We start from the raw sequence: 19,739 nt of genomic DNA on the forward strand, positions 1-19,739 counted from the left end.
GCCACGGCCGTCCATCCGGGCCGCGCGGAACCACTCAGCCGGAGCGGGCGATCCGCGCCGGCTGCGCGGGCGCCGCCTCCGGACCACGGAGCCTCCGGCCGGCTCGCGCGCCCCGGTCGGGGTTGTCGGCGATCGACGCGGATCGACGGAGGACGTGCTCCCACGGCCGGAGCGCACCCCGCGCGGGTGCCCCGGGAGGCGGCTCGGACCTCCCGCGGCACGGAGGAGGTCCCCGTTCCTCCTAAAATCGGAGGCATGTCGAAAGTGTTGAGCAGTCTGCCCGTGGGCGAGCGTGTCGGAATCGCATTCTCGGGAGGCCTCGACACATCCGTCGCCGTCGCCTGGATGCGCGAGAAGGGCGCGGTGCCCTGCACGTACACGGCCGACATCGGCCAGTACGACGAGCCCGACATCGAGAGCGTCCCGTCCCGCGCGGCCCAGTACGGCGCCGAGATCTCGCGCCTCGTCGACGCGAAGAGCGCGCTGGTCGAGGAGGGGCTCGTCGCCCTGCAGTGCGGCGCCTTCCACATCCGCTCCGGCGGCAAGACCTACTTCAACACCACCCCCCTCGGCCGCGCCGTGACCGGCACCCTCCTCGTCCGCGCCATGCGCGAGGACGGCGTCGACATCTGGGGCGACGGCTCGACCTACAAGGGCAACGACATCGAGCGGTTCTACCGCTACGGCCTGCTCGCCAACCCCCGCCTGCGCATCTACAAGCCCTGGCTCGACGTGCAGTTCGTCAACGAGCTCGGCGGCCGCACCGAGATGTCGGAGTGGCTGGTCGCCCGCGGCTTCCCCTACCGCGACGCCACCGAGAAGGCCTACTCGACCGACGCCAACATCTGGGGCGCCACCCACGAGGCCAAGCGCCTCGAGGAGCTCTCCAGCGGCCTCGAGCTCGTCGAGCCGATCATGGGGGTCGCGTCGTGGCGCGACGAGGTCGAGATCGCCTCCGAGGTCGTCTCGGTGCGCTTCGAGGCCGGCCGTCCCGTCGCGCTGAACGGCGTCGAGTTCTCGGACGCCGTCGCGCTCGTGCTCGAGGCGAACGCGATCGGCGGACGCCACGGGCTCGGCGTCTCGGACCAGATCGAGAACCGGATCATCGAGGCCAAGAGCCGCGGCATCTACGAGGCCCCCGGCATGGCGCTGCTGCACATCGCCTACGAGCGCCTGCTGAACGCGATCCACAACGAGGACACCGTCGCCCAGTACCACTCGGAGGGCCGCCGTCTCGGCCGCCTGATGTACGAGGGCCGCTGGCTCGACCCGCAGTCGCTGATGCTGCGCGAGTCCATCCAGCGCTGGGTCGGCTCGGCCGTCTCCGGGGAGGTCACCCTGCGACTGCGCCGCGGCGACGACTACACGATCCTCGACACGACCGGCCCCGCGCTGAGCTACCACCCCGACAAGCTCTCGATGGAGCGGGTCGGCGACGCCGCCTTCGGCCCCGAGGACCGCATCGGGCAGCTCACGATGCGCAACCTCGACATCGCCGACTCCCGCTCGCGGCTCGAGCAGTACGCGGCCGCCGGCCTCGTCGGCGGTCCGACCGCCGAGCTCGTCGGCGAGCTCGAGATCGGCGAGGCCGACGCGATCACCGAGGGCGGCGGGTCCGCAGCGGCCGATGCGCTCGGACGCGCCACCGACCTGGCCTCGGAGGGTGCGGCGTTCGACGCCGGCACCGACTGACCCCGCCCGTCCGACGCCCCCGCGCGCATCCGTCCCACCGGGACGCGAGGCGCACGGGGGCGTCGTGCTGTGCGGGCCGACCCGGCGCGCCGGGTGCGAGGGCGGGCCCGGCGCGAGAGCGGTGCTCCGGCGTTCGTCGCGACGGCCGTCAGGGCGCGGAGGATCGGACGAGCGCGAGCGCGGCGTCCACGGTGGCGAGCGACTGCGCCGGATCGACGCGGGCCAGCACGAGCGCGGCCACCAGGAGCGACACGAGGACGTCCGCCTGAGCCGACGCCCACGCCTGCGCGTGGGGCCAGCGGGCCAGCGCTCCGGCGCGCAGTGCGCCCAGCAGCTCGGCCCGGTAGTCGGCGATCACCTCGCGCACGGCGTCGTCGCGCGCGATCGGCGCGCCCGCGGCGTTGAGCAGCAGGCAGCCGCTCCTCGCGGAGAGCGTGCGGGAGTCGGCGAGCGCCGCCCGCAGCCCGGTGAAGTACTCCTCGAGCGCCGTCGGCGACGCCCCTCGCGGATCGACGAGCGGGGCGAGCCGGGGCCGCACCACCTCGTCGAGGTAGCTCTGCACGGCAGCGTCGAAGAGCCCGCGCTTGCTGCCGAAGGCGTGGTAGAGGCTGGAGCGGCGCAGTCCGGTCGCGGACTCCAGGTCCGGGAGCGACGCCTCCTCGAAGCCGCTCTCCCAGAAGACGGCGCGGGCGGCGCGGACGACCTGCTCGGTGTCGAAGCCCTGCGTGCGACCCACGGTGCTCCTCCTGAGGGGTGACAGCTGCGGCGCCGCACTGGCGCGGACCGCTCGCTCCAGTATATTGTGGACTGGTCGTTACACAATCGGTGCGGAGCCCTCCGCATCACGACCATCGCCTGGAGGCCCGCCGTGATCGTTCTCGGACTGGTGCTCGCCGCTCTCGCCGCGGCGCTGCACGTCTACATCTTCGTGCTCGAGTCGGTCCTCTGGACGACCTCGCGCGCCCGATCGACGTTCGGCACGACCGCCGGCGAGGCGGAGGCGACGAAGGAAATGGCCTACAACCAGGGCTTCTACAACCTCTTCCTCGCCGTCGTCACCGTGGCGGGCATCGTCGCCGTCGCGATCGGCGCCACCGCCGTCGGCGCGGCCCTCGTGTTCGTCGGCGCCGGATCGATGGTCGCCGCAGCACTCGTCCTGCTCCTCTCCGCTCCGACCAAGCGCCGCGCCGCGCTGACCCAGATGACCCCGGGTCTGCTCGCGGTGATCGCTCTCGCCGTCGGCCTCTCACTCTGATCCCCTCCGCTCCACCACCACGAAAGGTCCTATGAGCACCGTCACCAGCACCCAGATCCAGCTCGTCCGCCGCCCCGACGGCTGGCCCGTCGCCGAGGACTTCCGGACCGCGACCGTCGAGTACGGCGATCCGGCCGCGGGCGAGATCCGCGTCGAGAACGCCTTCCTCTCGGTCGACCCCTACATGCGCGGCCGCATGAACGACGTGAAGAGCTACACCCCGCCCTTCGCCCTCGGCGAGACCATGACCGGCGGTGCCGTCGGCCGGGTGACCGTCTCCGACGACCCCGCGTTCCCCGTCGGCAGCGCGGTCCTGCACCAGCTCGGCTGGCGCGACGTCGTGCAGGCCGAGTCGTCGCAGTTCCGCGTCGTCCCCGAGATCCCCGGAGTGCCGCTCTCGCTCCGCCTCGGCATCCTCGGGATGACCGGACTCACCGCGTACGTCGGGCTCACCGCCATCGCGGGCATGAAGGAGGGCGACACCGTCTTCGTCTCGGGCGCCGCGGGAGCCGTCGGCTCGGCCGCCGGCCAGATCGCGCGCCTCCTCGGAGCCGAGCGGGTCGTCGGATCCGCGGGTTCGGCCGAGAAGGTCGCCCTGCTGACCGAGAAGTACGGCTACGACGCCGCCTTCGACTACCACTCCGGCCCGGTCCGCGAGCAGCTGGCCGAGGCCGCGCCCGACGGGATCGACGTGTACTTCGACAACGTCGGCGGCGACCACCTCGAGGCGGCCCTCGACGCCTTCCGCGACGGCGGCCGCGCGGCGCTCTGCGGAGCGATCGCCGGCTACAACAGCACCGAGAAGACGCCCGGCCCCGACAACATGGCGAACATCATCACCCGCGGTCTCACGCTGCGCGGCTTCACGCTGTCCGGTTACCTCGACCACGCGCCGGAGTTCAACCGGCTGATGGCCGGCTGGTTCGCCGACGGAGAGATCGCCTACGACGAGACCGTCGTCGACGGCATCGACCACGCCGTGGACGCGTTCCTCTCGATGATGCGCGGCGGCAACACCGGGAAGATGGTCGTCCGCATCTAGCGCCGACCCCGGTGCGGCGGGCGCGAGGAGGGGCACCTCCGGACGCCCGCCGCATCCGTCCTGCGCCTCCCTGTCCGGGATCTCCGAGCATGCTCGCGGATCCGCGGGGCCGTTCGGTCCGGGCGGTGGCAGACTGCGGACATGAGCACGTTCTCGCACCGGACCGGCGCCTCCGCGCTGGCAGCAGCAGCACTCGTCCTCGTCCTCTCCGGCTGCGCGGGCAGCGGCGGAGCCCCGTCCGCGCGGACGCCGCTCCCGACGCCGACCGCGACCCCGACGTCTTCGCCGACTCCCGCTCCGACGCCGACTCCCACCGTGACCGTGACGGTCACGGCGACCCCCGAGCCCTCGTCGACCGGTTCTCCCGCCGCGGATCCGGCGGCGGCGCGCTGCACGGGCTCCGACCTGACGATGGAGTACCGCCCCGACCCCGACGCGTCGGGTGCCGGGAACAGCGCCTTCGACCTCGTGCTCACCAGCACCTCCTCCTCGGACTGCGCTCTCGCGGGCATCCCCGGCGTCTACGCGACCGACGCCGACGGGAACCGGATCAGCGCGGTCGCCGACGCGTCCGGCCCGAACCCCGATGCTCCCGTGATCCTCGTCCCCGGCGCCCGGGCGGACGTCCGGGTCGCCTGGCACTCCCCCGGCGCCTACGGCTGCGCGGTCGGGACCTCCGCGTTCCTCGTCGCCGAGGTCCTCGACGCCCCGGACGGCGCAGTCCGCGCCCCCGCCGAGCTCCAGGTGTGCACCGACGGCACCGTGATGATGGACGCGTCCGCCTACACACTGCTCTGAGCCCTCGCCGAGCGCGCACGCCTCCTGCGCGGCCCGCTCACCGGGCGCGACCCCTTGACCGGGCGCGGCGCAGCCGGGACCCTCGCACTACACGTCCCCACCCCACCCCGGAGGTCACCATGAAGGTCGGCTCACTCGTTCTCCGTCTCGCCGTCGGCGGGCTCTTCGTCGGACACGGTCTGCAGAAGCTGCGGGGCTCGTTCGACGGCCCCGGCCTCGACGGCACCGAGCAGATGATGTCGAGCCTGGAGATGCACCCGGCCCGGCGCAACGCCGTCGCCGCAGCGGTGACCGAGACGGCCGGAGGCGCCGCTCTCGCCCTCGGCGCCGCGACTCCGCTCGCCGCCGCCGGACTCGTCGCCACGATGGTCACCGCCGTGCGCAAGGTGCACTGGAGCAACGGCCTGTGGAACGCGGGCGGCGGGTGGGAGTACAACGCCGTCCTCGTCGCGGCGACGGCCGCGATCGTCGCGGACGGCCCCGGCGCGCTCTCGTTCGACGCCCTGATCGGCAAGCGCAAGTGGGGAGCCGGCTGGGCGCTGTTCGCCCTGATCGGCGGAGCGGCTGCGTCGACCGCCCTGATCGAGGCCGGCCGACGCGCCGCGCCGGTCGGAGCGGGCACCTCCGGCTCCGACGACGGCGGGTCGGACGACGACGGCGCCGACTCGACCGCCTCGTAGCCCCGCTCCCCGCACTGAGCGGGCGCGGTAGCGTCAGAGGCGTGATCGAGACACGCGCCTCCGACCCCGACCGCCCCGAGACCGACGCGCTCGCCCTCTGGCTCGCGGCGGTCGAGCGCCTCGACGCTCAGGACGACCCGGACGGCGTCGTCGAGCGGATGCGCGTCCTCGCAGCCCGCTACCCGGGACACGACGGAATCGCCGCTTTCGAGCTGGGCGGCGCCCTCGACAGCGCGGGACACGAGGCGGAGGCGGCGGTCGAGTACGAGCGCGCCCTCGCAGCCGGCCTGGATGACGAGCGGCGGGCGCGGTTGACGATCCAGTACGCCTCGACACTCCGGAACCTCGGCCGCACCGATGAGGCGATCGACCTCCTCGCCGGCGCCGCCGCGCACCCCGCGGTGGGCTCCGCGCGGGAGGTGTTCCTCGCGCTCGCCCTGCACAGCGCCGGGCGCGTCGACGAGGCCCTGCGGATCGCGCTGGAGGCGCTGGCTCCGGGGCTCCCCCGGTACCAGCGCTCCGTCCGCGCCTACGCCGCCGCCCTCACCGACCCCGAGCAGTAGCGCGGACGGCTCCTCCGCCCGGAGGCTCGGCGCGGCGAGCGCCGAACCTCCATGGGCGCCGACTCAGTCCTCGAGCAGGATCGCGTCGATCTGCCCCATCGCCTGGCGGAGTCCCTCCTCCATGCCCATCTGGACCATCTGCTCGAGCTGCTCGACCGACTCGAAACGGCTGCTGAGGACCATCCGCGTGCGCCCCGGCTCGATCTCGTCGAGGGTGACCGTGGCCCGGGTGATCCCCAGCGCGTCGACCGGGTCGCCGCGCTCGTCGGCGAAGCCGTCCTCGAACTCGAACCGCGTCGGCTCCTCCACCCGGGTCATGCGCCACCAGCCGCGCGCCTGCTCGCCGTCCGGTCCCGTCATGACGTAGGCGCTCCGTCCGCCCTCGACCGGCTCGTGCCGCTCGAAGGTCGCCGGCCAGGTCGGCGGCCCCCACCAGCGCTCGAGGCGGCGCGGATCCGTCCAGAGGAGCCAGACGCGCTCGATCCCCGCGTGGAACTCGGCGGTCACGGTCAGGGTCAGTTCCTCGATGTCCTTCACGGACTGCAGCACGCTCATCGCGCCTCTCCCTCCAGCAGATCCCGCGCGCCGGTCGGCTCGCGGGTGTCACTCCTCGTCGAGGAGGTCCGACATGCGGTCGATCCTCCCCGCCCACAGCTGCTCGTAGGCGTCGAGCAGGCGCGACGCCCGCCGCACTGCGGCGACCTCGCCCTGCACCAGCTGCTCCCGCCCGCTCCTCCGCTTGCGGACGAGTGCGGCCCGCTCGAGGACGGCCACGTGCTTCTGCACCGCCGCGAACGACATCTCGTAGCGCGCCGCGAGTGCGGAGACGGACTGCTCGCCGACCAGCACCCGGGCGACGATGTCGCGGCGGGTGCTGTCGGCCAGCGCCCGGAAGAGCAGGTCGATGTCGGCGTCCATACGTACAACCATGTGGTTGCACATTAGGGCCGTCCCCTCCCCCGCGCAAGAGCATCCGTCTCCGGGACGAGCGCACCGGCCGGCGCCCGACCTCAGGCGCTCGCGGCGTCGAGCGCCTCGGCAGCGGCCGCGAGCACCCAGTCCGGCAGGGGGCGGGCCGCGAACAGCGAGGCGTAGAGCCGGGCAATCGAGTCGTCGGGGTCGAGCCGCAGCGCCTCGTCGAGGTGGAGCCCGGCGAGGCTCGAGACACCCCTCGCCCACCAGCACCACGCGAGAACGGTGAGCACGGAGGAGCGCGCCTCCTCCGGCGCCAACGCGGCGGCACGGGCGAGGAGCCCGGTCGCCCGCGCCAGACGGCCGCGCTCCGGAGCACGCCCGCTGCCGAGCAGCAGGGCCGACAGCTCGAGGTCGTGGTCGTCGTCCGTTCCGGCGCGGGCGTCGCCCGCCGCGCCGGGCGGCACTCCCATTCCCGCCTGCGCGCTCCGCGCGATCTGCACGGTCACCCGGTCGCGGAGGGGCGGCGACTGCAGCGTCCGCACGATCAGTCCTTCGCGGCGGACGTCCCGCGGTCCGCTGAGCCAGCGCTCGACGAGCCGTTCCGTGTCGCCGACCAGGGGCGGCCGGCGGAGCACCTCCGCGACGAGCGCGCGATCCTCCTCGAGGACCGGCGGCAGCACGGAGAGCGCGTCGATGTCCAGAGGCTCGTCGGCCACCGCTCGGGCGAGGACGCCGGTCTCGCTCCGCTCGATCTCGAGGAGCGGACGTGGCCTGCGGCACTCCTCGGCGTCCGTGTAGCGCCCCCATCCGTCGGCGGCGATGCAGGCCACGGCGATGATGTCCAGGCGCGTGCGCTCCAGGCGCCGGAGCACCGCGCGGCCGAGGTCGAGATGCGGGATCCCCCGCTCCTCGGCGTAGCCCGCACGGGTGCAGACCACCACCAGCACACCGGTGGCCCGCGGCATCGTCTCCATCATGGCCGCGCAGCCGCCCGCCAGCGCCTCCGCCTCCATCCCGCGCAGCGTCTCCGGGAGCGGGATCCGGAAGCCTCCCCCGGCGCGCGTGCCGAGGAACGGCACCACGACGACGGATTCCTCCGGACGGATGCCGATGATGGAGGGGACGGCCGCCAGGAGGTCCTGGATCGCGCTCGCCCGCAGGACTTCGGGATCGCGGCGGCGGGACGGAGGAGCAGGGGTTCGCTGTGTGAATGTCATGTCCGACACCCTGCTCGCGTCGCCGGCGGCGCGAGATCCCGCTGGCCCGGACCGGGGAGAACCGGAGCGGATCGGCGCCTGTGGAGGAGCGCCCGGGGCCGGCGGCTCAGCCGGCCGCGGGAGCCCGCAGCACCTTCGCCATCGGCCGTCCCTTCGCGATCTCGTCGATCAGCTTGTCGAGGTACCGGATGCGCTGCATCAGCGGATCCTCGATCGTCTCGACCCGCACGCCGCAGATCACCCCCGTGATCGCCGAGGCCTGCGGAGGCAGGCGCGCCGCCGCGAAGAACTCCTCGAAGGTCGTCCTGCTCTCGAGGTGCCGGGCCAGCTCCTCGTCCGAGAAGCCGGTGAGCCAGCGGACCGCCTCGTCGACCTCCTCCCTCGTCCGGCCCTTGCGCTCCGCCTTCGCCACGTAGAGGGGGTGCACGTCGGCGAACGCCACGGAGAAGATCCTGCTCATGGCCGGGAAGCGTACTCGCGCGACGCCCGGCGCGGCAGAGGCGCCCGCCCCGCTATCCTCCCCAGTGGCCCTCGCGCCTCCACCCCGCAGCCCACAGAGAGAACCACCGTGAGCCTCCTCCGCACCAAGTCCGTCGAGCAGTCGATCGCCGACACCGATGAGCCCGAGTACAAGCTCAAGAAGTCGCTGACCGCGCTCGATCTCACGGTCTTCGGCGTCGGAGTCGTCATCGGCGCCGGCATCTTCACCCTCACCGGCCGCGCCGCCCACGACATCGCCGGACCGGCGATCGTCCTGAGCTTCGTCGTCGCCGCCTTCGCCTGCGCCCTCGCGGCCATGTGCTACGCCGAGTTCGCCTCCACGGTCCCGGTGTCGGGCTCCGCCTACACCTTCTCCTACGCCTCCCTCGGCGAGCTCTTCGCCTGGATCATCGGCTGGGACCTGATCCTCGAGCTGTTCCTCGGAGCGAGCGTGGTCGCGCAGGGGTGGAGCGCGTACCTCGGGTCGCTGCTGCAGCAGCTGGGAGTGACTCTCCCGCCGGCGCTCACCTACGGCGGCGTGGTCGACGTGCCGGCGATCCTGCTCGTCCTCGTGCTCGGCGCGCTGATGACCTTCGGGATCAAGGAATCGCTGCGCGTCAACCTGGTGCTCGTCGCGATCAAGCTGTTCATCGTCCTGTTCGTCATCATCGCGGGCCTGCAGTTCGTGAACACCGCCAACTACACCCCGTTCGTCCCCGCCGCCGAGCCCTCGCCGTCCGCGTCCGGTCTGACCCAGCCGCTGCTCCAGTTCCTCTCGGGCATCGAGCCGGCCACGTTCGGGGTCGGCGGCATCATCGCCGGCGCCTCCCTGGTGTTCTTCGCCTACATCGGGTTCGACGTCGTCGCGACGACCGCGGAGGAGACCCGCCGCCCCCAGCGCGACCTGCCCATCGGCATCATCGCCTCGCTGATCATCTGCACGGTCCTGTACTGCGCCGTCGCCCTCGTCGTGACCGGCATGGTCCCCTACCGCGAGCTCGACCCGTCGGCCGCGCTCGCCAACGCGTTCGCCTACCACGGGCAGACCTGGATGGCGACGGTCATCTCGGCCGGCGCCGTCGCGGGCCTGACCACCGTCGTGCTGACGCTGCTGATCGGAGCGACGCGCATCATCTTCGCGATGGCGCGCGACGGGCTCCTCCCCCGGCGCCTGGCCACCGTCCACCCGCGCCTGCGCACGCCGTGGTTCACCTCCGTGGTCGTGACGATCGTCGTCGCGCTGCTCGCCGGCCTCACTCCGATCGGCGTGCTCGAGGAGATGGTCAACATCGGAACGCTCTCGGCGTTCGTGCTGGTCTCGGTCGGCGTCGTGGTGCTGCGCCGCAAGCGGCCCGACCTGAAGCGCGGCTTCCGGGTCCCGCTGAACCCGTGGCTCCCGCTGCTCTCGGCCCTGATCTGCACCTACCTGATGCTCAACCTCTCGATCGAGACCTGGCTGCGCTTCCTGATCTGGCTGGCCGTGGGCTTCGCGATCTACTTCGCCTACTCGCGCAGCCACGCGAAGATCGGCACGAAGCCCTAGGGGGCCAGGCCCACCTTCGGCCTGGCCCAGGAGCGTCCGCGCGTGTCCTTGAGGATGTCGTACTCCACCTCGACGTGCGGCTCGATCGCGCTGTACTTGTCGTTCGGGGCGCCGATCACGAGCTGGAAGCCGAGACCGCGCCACGCACCGATCGCCCGCTTGGTGAAGTGGGCGTCGGCCTTGATCAGCGCCTCGTCCATGAAGACCGGGGCGTACCGGGGGCGGTCTGCTCCCGCGTCGCCGAGCTGGTAGCGCAGCGCCGCTCCGACGATGAAGGCGATCAGCTCCTGCGACTCCCCGCCGGACTTCTCGCCGATGTGGTCGTACAGCGCTACGTGCGCTCGGGTGACGGCGTCCACGCGCTCGGCGCTGACCCGGACGTGGTTGCGGACGTCGACGAGGTCGCCGAAGTCGGGCGCGGTGCGCCGCAGCCGCTGGATGAGCCGGGACATCCGCCGGTAGACCTGCTCGCGCTCCTCCTCCGCGGACACGGCCTGGATCTGCGCGCGCACCTCGCGGAGCTCGCGGCGGAAGCGACGGCGCACCTCCGACTGGTTCTCGCGCGTCGTGATCTGCAGGCGGTGGCCGTCGTCGTAGAACGGCAGATCCTGCATGATCACGTTGATCGGCTCGATCCGCTCGCGGATCTCCCGCAGCGAGCGGCCGAGCGTGGAGTCGAAGCTCGTGAGGTCGTTGCCGGAGAGCGTGAGCAGGCTGTCGCGCCACTCGGTCTCGAGCCGGTGCAGGCCGCTGGTCTCGAGGGCGTCGAGCAGCCGCTCGAAGTCGCCCGCGGACGCCTCGGGGTCCGCGAGCAGGTTGGGGTTCGGCCAGCGGTCGAGGAAGCCGGCCATGATCCGGCCGGCGCTCTCGCGCTGCTGCTCGTGCGCCTCGGCCGCGGAGCGGCGGTCCTCCGCCAGTCGCTGCGCTGCCGTGGCGAGCGCTGCGTCGAAGCGGACCAGGATGTCCGAGGCGCTGCCGGACGCCGCGGCCTCGGTCAGCGTGAACCGGGCGTCGAGGAAGGCGCGCTGGTCGTCGTCGAGCTCGCGTCCTGCGCGCTCCGCCGCATCGAGAACCGCCTGGCTCGCGTCGACGTCGTCGACCACGACGGCCCACTCCGCCTCGATCCGCTCGCGCTCCACACCGGCGCGCGCGATCTCCTGGCGGAGGCGCTCGAGGCGGCCGCGCAGCCCGTCGATCTGCTCCTGCAGCCCGGCGAGCTCGGGGTTCGCCTCCGCCGCCTCGGCGCCGACCGCCTCCCAGCGCTCCTGCTCGGCGAGCAGCGACTCGACGTCGACCGTCTCCCAGCTCACCAGCGCGAGGCGGGCGTGGCGCGTCATCCGGTCGTCGAGTGCATCGAGGGATTCCTCCGCCGCCGACGCCGCCGAGACGGCCGCCGCGCTGCGGGCCCGGGCCGCCTCGACCAGGGCGTTCAGCTCGCGGAGTCGACGGGAGTTGGAGAAGCCGAGGACGTTCGCGGCGCCGTGGCCGCCGTGCGCACCGCGCTGCCCCTGCGAGAGCTGACCGGTGAGGGTCAGGGCGAGCCGGTGGCGCCCGAGCTCCGCAGCGCTGTCGACGCACACGTAGCCGAAGCGGTCCTCGAGCCGGTCCTGCAGCCAGCCGGTGAAGGCGGTGGCGCGGTAGTCGAGGCGCCCGGGCAGCGTCTGCGGGTCGAGGCCCCGCACCTCCTCGAGCCCGGTCTCCACGCCCTCGTAGCGGAGCCGGACCGGGAGCCGGAGGGAGTCGATGGCGCGGCGGAAGCGGTCGAGGTGGGCGGAGTCGATCATCAGCGTCGTCGCGAAGCCGCCGAGGGCGAGCGTGAACGCCTCGCGCCAGGGCTCGAACTCGGCACGCACCTCGACCAGCTCGCCGACGAAGGGCAGGTCGTCGGCGGTGAGGCCGGCTGCCTCCGCGATCCGCTCGCGCGCCTCGTGCAGAGGCCGGGGGATGCTGTCCCGACGGTCCGAGGCCGAGCGCTGCTCCGCCTCGAGCTCGGCGAGATCGCGCGCCGCGGCCTTCCGCTCGGCGACCGCGTCCGACCAGGCCGCACGGGTGCTGCGCTTGGCGTCGGCCGCGCTCGCCGCCCGGGCGAGCACCGCCTCGAACCGCTCGCGGGTGGTCTCCGGCTCGCCGAGAGCGCGCAGGTCCTCGTCGAGCCGGGCGCGGTTCTCGCGCGCCGCGCCCAGCCGCCGCTCCACCTCGCGGAGCTCGCGCTGGGCCGTCTCGAGGCGGTCGCCGCCGGAGGCCCGCAGCACCTCGGCGAGCCCGTCCCGCTCCGACTCCGCCGCCTCGGCGAGGGCCCGCTTCTCGCGGAGCACGGCGTCGACGGCGCGGGTGCGCTCGCGCAGCTCGGCCTCGACGTCGCGCAGCAGGCCGAGGCGCTGCTCAGCGCGCCACAGGGCCGCCGGCGACACCGGGGCGTCGAACTCCCCGAGTGCGTCGATGAGGCGCACGCGCTCCGCGGACGCGGCGATGCGCAGGCGCAGGCCCCGCAACGGCTCGAGTGCCGCGACCTGCTGGCGCGCGGTGAGCATCCGCTGCCGCGTGCTCTCGAGCTCGTCGAAGTGGGCGACGACCGCGTCGGCGGAGGCCAGGGTCTCGGGCTCCTCGAGCACGAGCCGCTTGTAGAGGTCGTCGACGGTCGTGATCTGCTGACCGGCCTGGATGCGGGCGAGCAGGCTCATCGCCTTCGATCCGGCTCCCGCCGCTCCGATGCCGAGCACCGCGTGCAGACGCGCCGAGAACTCGCGGTCGGTGCCGAGCGGATCCAGGCCCGCCGCGCGCAGCGACGCGTCGGAGAAGCGGTGCGCCGCCGCCCGGTCGAGCGCGGCGAGGTCGACCGGGCCCTCGGCGCTCGCGCGGATCCGCACGGTCTCCTCGAGCACCCGGGAGCCGGCCGGGACGTACCAGGCGCGGACCGCGCTGAAGCGCGAGCCGTCGTGGTCGACCCAGGTCATCGCGACGGCGGTCCAGGTGTCGACTCCGTCGCCGCGCAGGACGCGCATGGTCGTGCCCTCGTCCGTGCGCGACTCGTCGAGCTTGCCGCGCGCGTAGGAGAGGATGTTCCGCTGGTCCTCGCCGCGCGGACGGCCCGTCACTCCGCCGTTCGAGGCGCCGTTGAACGGCGTGGTGTGCGGCATCATCAGGGCGATGTAGGCGTCCATCAGCGTGGACTTGCCGGAGCCGGAGCCGCCGCAGAGCAGTGTGGCCCCCGGCGAGAAGCGGACCCGGTGCGCGCCGTCGTAGCCGCCCCAGTTGACCAGCTGCAGGTCCTCGGCGAGCCACTGCTGACCGCGGGAGGCGGCGGGGATCAGGCCGAAGAGGGTGTCGAGCATCGTCATCGGGGGTCGTCCTCCGGGTCGGGGGTGTCGTCGTCGGTCGGCTCGTCGTCCAGCGGCTCGTCGTCGGCCGGCTCGTCGTCCGCGACATCGGTCCCGGGCAGGACGCCGTCCGTGGGCGGGTCCGCGTCCTCGTCGAGGCCGTCGTCCTCGAGCGCGTCGTCGTCCGCCTGCTCCGGATCGTCCGAGCCGGGCTCCTCGGCGAGCGCCGCTTCTGCGACCACCGAGGAAGCGTCCTCGCCCGCCCGCCCGCGCAGCCAGTCGCTCAGCTCCCGCAGCTTCGGCGCGCTCAGCACGATCTCCACGATCGGGCTGATCCGGTACCGCCCTGCGGACTCCTCGTCGACGATGCCGTCGCGGCCGAGCCGCTCCAGCGCCTTGCGGACCATGCGCTGCCGGCGGGCGGTGTCGCGCTCGGCGTCGGCGAAGTAGCTGAGCACCGTCTGCTCGACCTCCTCGACGTCCACGCGCGCCGACGCCTCGCCGGCCGCCGACTCCCGCTGATGGACCGTGCGCAAGTGCACCAGCACCAGCGTCTCGGCGCGGCTGTAGGGGAGGTCGCGCAGCAGCACCGGCATCTCCACCTCGTCGGAGCGCACCTGCTGCTTGTAGGCGACCCCGCGCTCGTGGTCGACGACGAGCCGCACGAACAGGTCGTTCAGCCGCGACTCGATCAGCTGCCGGTGCTCCTGGAGCACGGCCCACTGCTCGCGGTGGCGGTCGGCGAGGAGGAAGCGGCGCTGCAGCACGTGCACGAGCACCCGGCGCACCTCGGTGTCGAGGACGCCGCGGTCGCCGGGGAAGAGCTCGTCGGGGTCCTCCTCCATCGACACGGGCGCGATGAACGGATCGGCGGCGGTCCCGTCGGTCGCCAGGGTGTCACTCATCGTCGGTCTCCTCCTCGGTGCGGGCGGTCACGGATCCGAAGGCGAAGCGGCGCACGGTCCCGTCGGGTCGGCGCGTGCTCACGACGGAGTAGCCCTCGCGGTCGACGAGGCCCGTCCGGTGCGCGATCTCGAGCAGCCCGAGCAGGTCGACGGGCCGTCGAGTGTCCTCCGGAGCCGCGCTGAACGCGTCCGCCAGATCGAACTCGTCGCCGAGCTCCGCCACGTAGGCCTCCAGCTCCGCGTAGCGGGGACCGCCCCAGGCCCGGCTGTCGTCGCCGACGAACTCGGCGTCGCCGTCGTCTCCGGCCAGGGGCGCCGGCCCGCCGGCCGGGCGCACGTCGCCGAGGGTCTGGCGCAGGTGGCCGATCCCGGCGACGGGCAGGTGCCGCAGCGGCGTGACCGGCGCGTCCGGCGAGATCCCGCCCGTCCACTCCTGGAGCCCCGCCATCACGTCGCGCAGCAGCTCGTCCACCTGGCGGTCGCGAGCGGGGTCGTGGGTGCGGACCTGGCCCGTGATGACGTGGGACGCGCGACGCTGCGCGGTCAGGACCTCCTGCACGCCCAGCTCCACCCGGCGGCCGATCGCGGCCAGCTCCGCGCGCTGGGCGGGGTCCATCAGGCGGGAGAACGGCTGCACGAGCACGGTGTGGAGCTGGTCGGCGAGCGCGTCGATCCGCTCGGGGTCGCCCAGGAGGCGGAGGGCTCCGGCGAACGCACGGCCCTCGCTGGTCGCCTGCATCACGTGCTGCCCGCGCTCGAGGTACTCCCGCAGCACCTCGCCGGTCGGGCGGACGTCGCGGCGCAGATCCGCGACCACGTCGCGCTGCATCGCCTTGATCGACTCCGCCACCCGCGCGAAGTCGGCCGGCAGCTCGCGGGCGAGGTGCACCACGTTCTCGGCCTCCTCCAGGAGCTGCTCGTCGTCGGCCGGCTCGAGACCGGCGCCCTCCTCGAGGGCGGCGATCTCGACGTCCAGGCGCGCCCGCTCCTCGCGGAGCCGCGAGAGCCGGGCCTCCGGGTCGGGCTCGACGTCCGCGGCCAGCCGCTCGACCGCCTCCAGCAGAGTGCGCACCCGCGAGTTCGAGACGCGCGTGCGTCCGCCTCCGGTGCGCCCGGTGATCTCGAGGGCGCTCACGGCGTGGGCGCTCAGCCGGTAGACCTCGGCCTCGCCCTCGATCTGCGGCACGAGCCAGCCGACGCGGACCCAGTAGCGGCACACCTCGCGCGCCGTGCCGCTCGGCAGCGCGCGCTCGCCCTCGTCGTACCCGGCCGAGCGCAGCTCCTCGAGCAGCTCCCCCACCTCGGCGTGCGCGTCGGCGACCGCCACGGCCTGCCGGTCGACGGTGAACACGAGCGACAGGGCGGCGACGACGAACGGCGCGTAGCGGCCGTGGAGGAGATCGAGGGTCGGCGTTCGGAAGGCGCCGAGGGAGCGCAGGTAGGCGGCCTCGGCGCGGGAGTTCGACATCGCCCTCAAGGATAGGCGGCGGGCCGGCATCGCGCGGACGAGGCGCCAGGGGCCGTCCCGCTCGCGGACCCGACCTCCTCGGCCCGCCCCGATCCTGCGAGCGGCAGGACGACGGCAGCCGCTCCTCGCCGTTCCGCCGGGGTCGCGATCGCATCGACGCGAGATTCGCCCGACGCCGTCACCGGCCGACAGCCGCCACCCCGCCCGCCGAGCTCTGCGGCACCGGTCCGCACCTCCACAAGGAGAACCCGGTGACCGCGGAGGCGTGCTCCCCCGACTCCGTCGCCGCCGGCCCCCACTCCTGCAGCTCGGTGCACCTGTCCGCCACTGCGGCCTTCCGCACCGACTCGGTCGGCGGAGCGGAGTTCTTCAGCACCAGCAGAGGCGTGCCTCCTGCCGCGATCATCCGGGTGACGTCCTGCTCGGTGAAGACCCGCGCCTGGCCGGAGAAGCCGCCGTCGGTGAGCACGCTCGCGCCGGTCGCCGTGATGATCGGCGCCGAGATCGCCCAGGAGTCGGTGAGGAACAGGGGCGCGCCGTCCACCCCGCCGCCGGCGGCACGAGCGGCAGCGACCAGGCCGGTCTCGTCGGCGGTCATCGAGTCGTGCCCGCCGACCGCGTCCGGCGATGAGACCGCGAACGGAGCCGAGGTCTCGGCCCGCTGCGGGAAGCGCAGGCCGACGAGCGCGTCGCCGCCCGACCCGTCGAGGGACGCGTCGAGCACCTGCAGGCTGAACGCGACCGGCCCGGCCAGGATCACGACCGCTGCCGCGAGCGCGACGGGACGACGCCGGGCCGCTTCCCTCCGGCTCCCGACCGCTCGCTCCACCGCACCGCCCCTCCGTCGCCGCGCCGCCACCGCGACCACGACGAGCCCTGCTCCGGCGAGCGCCGCGAACGGCAGGCCCAGCACCGCGGGCAGCTGCCCGCCCACGGCGAGCGCCGCGCTCCACGCCGTCTGCGCGACGAGGAGGAGCGGCAGCACCAGCCGCGCGACGACCCGGGTCGACGCGAGCAGCCGCACCGCCTCCGCCCAGCCCAGCGCCGCGAGGAGCGCCAGCTGCACTCCGATCGCCGCGACGTAGGCGGTGTGCGGCACCGTCGCCACCGAGAGCACCGCCGCCGCCGTCGCCAGCCACACCGCGGTCAGGACCAGGAGGGCGAACGGACCGCGGGTGCTCCCCCGCCGCGGCCGCCAGCGCACCGCCCCCAGGATCAGCCCCGCAAGCGCCGCGGGGTACAGCCAGCCCACCTGGGTCGCGTACTGCGCGAGCAGAAGCTTCACCGGCGACGATCCCGCCGCTCCGCCCATCGCCGCGACGTGGGCGGACGCGACGACGGCGCCGGGCACCGCGCCCGAGATCAGCCGGTCGAGCCCGTTGAATCCGAACACCATCGCGAACACGTCGTTCCCCGTCGACCCGTCGATGTACGGCCGGCCGCCCGCGGGCACCGCCTGGATCGCGACCGTCCACGCCACGGAGGCACCCACCGCGACGGCCAGGAGCCCGCCCGCCCAGGCGAGGGCTCGGCGCCACCCGTGCACCCCGACGAGAGTCGCCACCACGAGCGCCGGCAGGACGAACCAGGCCTGCATCATCTTCGCCTGGAAGCCGATCCCGATGGACAGCCCGGTCATCAGGAGCGGCCACCACCGCCCGGTCAGCACCGCGCGCTGCCACCACACCAGCGCCACAGCGAGTGCCGCCGTGAGCAGCCCGTCCTCCATCGGGTGCCCGAACATCGACACGAGGATCGGCGTGCTCGCCGCCGCTGCCGCCGCGACCAGCCCGAGCCCCCGGCCGCCCCACCGGAGCCCGACGACCGAGCACGCCGCGACCGTGATCAGCCCCTCGATCAGCTGCGGCAGCGCGATCGACGACGTCGACATGCCGAACAGCCGGATGCTCAGCGCCTGCGGCACCGCGAACCCCGCCAGCTTGTCCAGCGTCACCGTGGCGGCGGGATCGAAGGCTCCGAACGCCAGCGCGTGCCACGACTCCGACATCGACCGTGCCGCCGCCTCGTAGAAGACGGCGTCTCCGCCCCGGGCGAGATTCCAGCCGGTGAGGACCGTCGAACCGCACAGGATCGCGAGGAGGGTGAGCCGCGCCCACCAGGGTTCGCGCCACCAGCGGGCGAGCGGAGCGGAGTGGGTCACGTCCACCGACGCTAGGGAGCCGGCCTGCCGCCGCCCTTGCGGGCGGTCGGGGAGACGCCGTGCATGCCGCTCCGGCCTCTCAGTCCGGACGCCGCCGGCACGGCCGACGACCAGGAAGGGTGCCGCGCCGCCCCGGTGACCCTCTAGGGTGCGGACATGCCCCGCTCCATGGCCGACCTCTCCTTCCGCCGCGCCCAGTGGGAGCAGCGCTATGCACCGCACGTGGCTCCCGTGAACCGCTGGGTCGACGAGCTGCGGAACCCCTACGGACGCGGCTGGCTGCCCTACGTCGCTCCCCTGCACGGCGGAGTGGAGGCGCGCGTCCTCAGCGTCCTCCGCGATCCCGGCCCCGCCACCCAGGACGGCGTCGGAAGCGGCTTCCTCTGCACCGAGAACGACGACCCGACGGCGGAGCTCATGGCCGGGCTGATGGACGAGGTGGGCCTCGCCCCCGCCGACCTGCTGCCGTGGAACGCCTACCCCTGGTACATCAACCAGGCCCCGAACGCCGAGCAGCTCGACGCCGGCGTCGAGACCGTCCTGCATCTGCTCGCGCTCGCCCCCGACGTCGAGGTGGTCCTCCTGCAGGGCGGCGACGCCGATCACGGCTGGCGGCGCCTCCTCAGGCGGCACCCGACGATCGAGCGCGAGCGCGGCCTCACGGTGATCCGCACCTTCCATCCGTCGCGACAGGCGCTCTGGGCACGGGATCCCGCCGAGCGGGAGGCGCGCTCCGCTCGACGTCGCGAGGCCTTCGCCGAGGTCGCCGCAGCGCTCCGGTGAGCGGTCCGCAGCATCACGACGAGGCCCGGAAACGACGGAAGCCCTGACGACGACCAGCGGTCTCATCAGGGCTTTCCGTCGGGCTGACAGGATTTGAACCTGCGACCCCTTGACCCCCAGTCAAGTGCGCTACCAAGCTGCGCCACAGCCCGTGGCAGACCGGGCCGAGGCCCGGGCAACTCGACTACCTTAGCGGATGCCGACGCCGGAAGTGAAAACGAGCGGGCCCCGTAGACTCGCTGCGCGGAACGCGTCGGCACGGGTCGACGCGCCGTCGGCAGCTCGGGAGGCGTCAGCAGTGGATGCGCGGCAGAAGCGATCACAGGTGGCCCTGCACCGGGCCATCATCGAACTCGCGACCGGCCGCGACGTCGCCACCCTCACCGTCTCCGAGATCACGGATCTCGCCGGCGTGAACCGCTCCACCTTCTACGCCCACGCCTCCTCCGCCGCAGAACTGCTCTGCGCAGCCCTGCAGGACGAGCTCGACGCGATCCGCGAGGGCTACCTCCAGCAGCTCCGGAGCGGCGCCACGACCGACGCGAGCATCCGCGAGGGCACCTCCCGCGTCCTCGGCCACCTGGACGGCCACCGCGACCTCTACCTCCGCGCCTTCGACGCCCCCGGCGGCGACTCGGGCCTCCGCTCGATGCTCGCGGGGCACTTCCGCACCGCCGTCTCCGCGACGCTCGACACCGGGATCCTCGACGTGCCGGCCGCGGAAGCACCGCTCGGGTTCCTCGAGGACGCGACGGCCTCGTTCCTCGCGGCGGGCTCCGTCGGCCTGATGGAGCAGTGGCTCCGCCTGCCCGCGCCCCGCGATCCCGGCAGCTACCTCGCCGCCTACCGACGGCTCCTGCCGCCGTGGTGGCCCTTCGCCACCGGCGACTGACCGGCCTCCCGGCCCTGCCGACGCCCGA

18 protein-coding genes and 1 tRNA gene are annotated in these 19,739 nt (G+C 73.6%); 9 read left to right on the plus strand and 10 right to left on the minus strand.

Going from position 1 to position 19,739, the window contains the following annotated elements; all coding sequences use genetic code 11:
* Positions 1-255: 255 nt before the first annotated feature.
* The gene (argG, locus tag C5C53_RS09690) at positions 256-1,692 is read left to right on the plus strand and encodes an argininosuccinate synthase (protein ID WP_104222545.1); all 1,437 of its coding nucleotides are present in this window, start codon (positions 256-258) and stop codon (positions 1,690-1,692) included.
* A gap of 148 nt (positions 1,693-1,840) precedes the next feature.
* On the opposite strand, the gene C5C53_RS09695 is transcribed toward argG, so the two are convergent.
* Positions 1,841-2,428, minus strand: coding sequence for a TetR/AcrR family transcriptional regulator (locus C5C53_RS09695; protein WP_104267416.1), 588 nt, complete (start codon positions 2,426-2,428; stop codon positions 1,841-1,843).
* 132 nt (positions 2,429-2,560) lie between these two features.
* On the opposite strand from C5C53_RS09695, the gene C5C53_RS09700 reads away from it, so the two are divergent.
* From C5C53_RS09700 to C5C53_RS09725, 5 genes are all read left to right on the plus strand, one after another.
* Entirely contained in the window at positions 2,561-2,947 is a 387-nt protein-coding gene (locus C5C53_RS09700; RefSeq protein WP_104267417.1) for a DUF1304 domain-containing protein, read from the plus strand.
* A 31-nt stretch (positions 2,948-2,978) separates the two neighbouring features.
* Complete coding sequence (locus C5C53_RS09705) at positions 2,979-3,989, plus strand: NADP-dependent oxidoreductase (protein ID WP_104267418.1); 1,011 nt, start codon at positions 2,979-2,981, stop codon at positions 3,987-3,989.
* Positions 3,990-4,130: 141 nt separating this feature from the next.
* Positions 4,131-4,787 carry a DUF4232 domain-containing protein gene (locus tag C5C53_RS17115; protein ID WP_181127742.1) on the plus strand — a complete coding sequence of 219 codons (657 nt, stop codon included), beginning with the start codon at positions 4,131-4,133 and terminating at the stop codon, positions 4,785-4,787.
* Positions 4,788-4,906: 119 nt separating this feature from the next.
* The gene (locus tag C5C53_RS09720) at positions 4,907-5,467 is read left to right on the plus strand and encodes a DoxX family protein (protein WP_104222539.1); all 561 of its coding nucleotides are present in this window, start codon (positions 4,907-4,909) and stop codon (positions 5,465-5,467) included.
* A 41-nt stretch (positions 5,468-5,508) separates the two neighbouring features.
* A complete protein-coding gene (locus C5C53_RS09725) occupies positions 5,509-6,030 on the plus strand; it encodes a tetratricopeptide repeat protein (RefSeq protein WP_258075403.1) in 522 nt (173 codons plus the stop codon).
* 63 nt (positions 6,031-6,093) lie between these two features.
* Here C5C53_RS09725 and C5C53_RS09730 read toward each other — a convergent pair whose 3' ends face one another.
* The 4 genes from C5C53_RS09730 to C5C53_RS09745 form a co-directional block, all read right to left on the minus strand.
* Positions 6,094-6,585 carry an SRPBCC domain-containing protein gene (locus C5C53_RS09730; protein ID WP_104267421.1) on the minus strand — a complete coding sequence of 164 codons (492 nt, stop codon included), beginning with the start codon at positions 6,583-6,585 and terminating at the stop codon, positions 6,094-6,096.
* Between the two features lie 48 nt (positions 6,586-6,633).
* A complete protein-coding gene (locus tag C5C53_RS09735) occupies positions 6,634-6,948 on the minus strand; it encodes an ArsR/SmtB family transcription factor (RefSeq protein ID WP_374953892.1) in 315 nt (104 codons plus the stop codon).
* Between the two features lie 92 nt (positions 6,949-7,040).
* Entirely contained in the window at positions 7,041-8,162 is a 1,122-nt protein-coding gene (locus tag C5C53_RS09740) for a DUF4192 family protein (protein ID WP_146084661.1), read from the minus strand.
* A 106-nt stretch (positions 8,163-8,268) separates the two neighbouring features.
* A complete protein-coding gene (locus tag C5C53_RS09745; protein ID WP_104225408.1) occupies positions 8,269-8,622 on the minus strand; it encodes a DUF2200 domain-containing protein in 354 nt (117 codons plus the stop codon).
* Between the two features lie 108 nt (positions 8,623-8,730).
* Here C5C53_RS09745 and C5C53_RS09750 point away from each other — a divergent pair, with 108 nt between their 5' ends.
* Complete coding sequence (locus C5C53_RS09750) at positions 8,731-10,185, plus strand: amino acid permease (protein ID WP_104257295.1); 1,455 nt, start codon at positions 8,731-8,733, stop codon at positions 10,183-10,185.
* Here C5C53_RS09750 and C5C53_RS09755 read toward each other — a convergent pair.
* The 4 genes from C5C53_RS09755 to C5C53_RS09770 form a co-directional block, all read right to left on the minus strand.
* Complete coding sequence (locus tag C5C53_RS09755; RefSeq protein WP_104267423.1) at positions 10,182-13,523, minus strand: ATP-binding protein; 3,342 nt, start codon at positions 13,521-13,523, stop codon at positions 10,182-10,184. The two genes, C5C53_RS09750 and C5C53_RS09755, sit on opposite strands and share 4 nt — an antisense overlap.
* A complete protein-coding gene (locus C5C53_RS09760) occupies positions 13,520-14,407 on the minus strand; it encodes a DUF4194 domain-containing protein (protein WP_104267424.1) in 888 nt (295 codons plus the stop codon). Before C5C53_RS09760 ends, C5C53_RS09755 begins: the two co-directional genes overlap by 4 nt.
* Complete coding sequence (locus C5C53_RS09765; protein ID WP_104267425.1) at positions 14,400-15,875, minus strand: DUF3375 domain-containing protein; 1,476 nt, start codon at positions 15,873-15,875, stop codon at positions 14,400-14,402. Before C5C53_RS09765 ends, C5C53_RS09760 begins: the two co-directional genes overlap by 8 nt.
* Positions 15,876-16,053: 178 nt before the next feature.
* Positions 16,054-18,036, minus strand: a complete 1,983-nt coding sequence (locus C5C53_RS09770; RefSeq protein ID WP_104267443.1) for a glycosyltransferase family 39 protein — start codon at positions 18,034-18,036, stop codon at positions 16,054-16,056.
* A 156-nt stretch (positions 18,037-18,192) separates the two neighbouring features.
* Between C5C53_RS09770 and C5C53_RS17435 the strand changes: the two genes are divergently transcribed.
* Positions 18,193-18,819: a uracil-DNA glycosylase gene (locus C5C53_RS17435; RefSeq protein ID WP_104267426.1), complete on the plus strand. Its 627-nt coding sequence runs from the start codon at positions 18,193-18,195 to the stop codon at positions 18,817-18,819.
* 78 nt (positions 18,820-18,897) lie between these two features.
* Here the strand turns inward: C5C53_RS17435 and C5C53_RS09780 are convergent.
* Positions 18,898-18,971: transfer RNA gene (locus tag C5C53_RS09780), tRNA-Pro, on the minus strand.
* 173 nt (positions 18,972-19,144) lie between these two features.
* On the opposite strand from C5C53_RS09780, the gene C5C53_RS09785 reads away from it, so the two are divergent.
* Complete coding sequence (locus tag C5C53_RS09785; RefSeq protein ID WP_104267427.1) at positions 19,145-19,711, plus strand: TetR/AcrR family transcriptional regulator; 567 nt, start codon at positions 19,145-19,147, stop codon at positions 19,709-19,711.
* The last annotated feature ends 28 nt before the right edge of the window (positions 19,712-19,739 follow it).

The sequence above is a fragment of the Rathayibacter sp. AY1E3 genome (assembly GCF_002932235.1).
Classification (GTDB): domain Bacteria; phylum Actinomycetota; class Actinomycetes; order Actinomycetales; family Microbacteriaceae; genus Rathayibacter.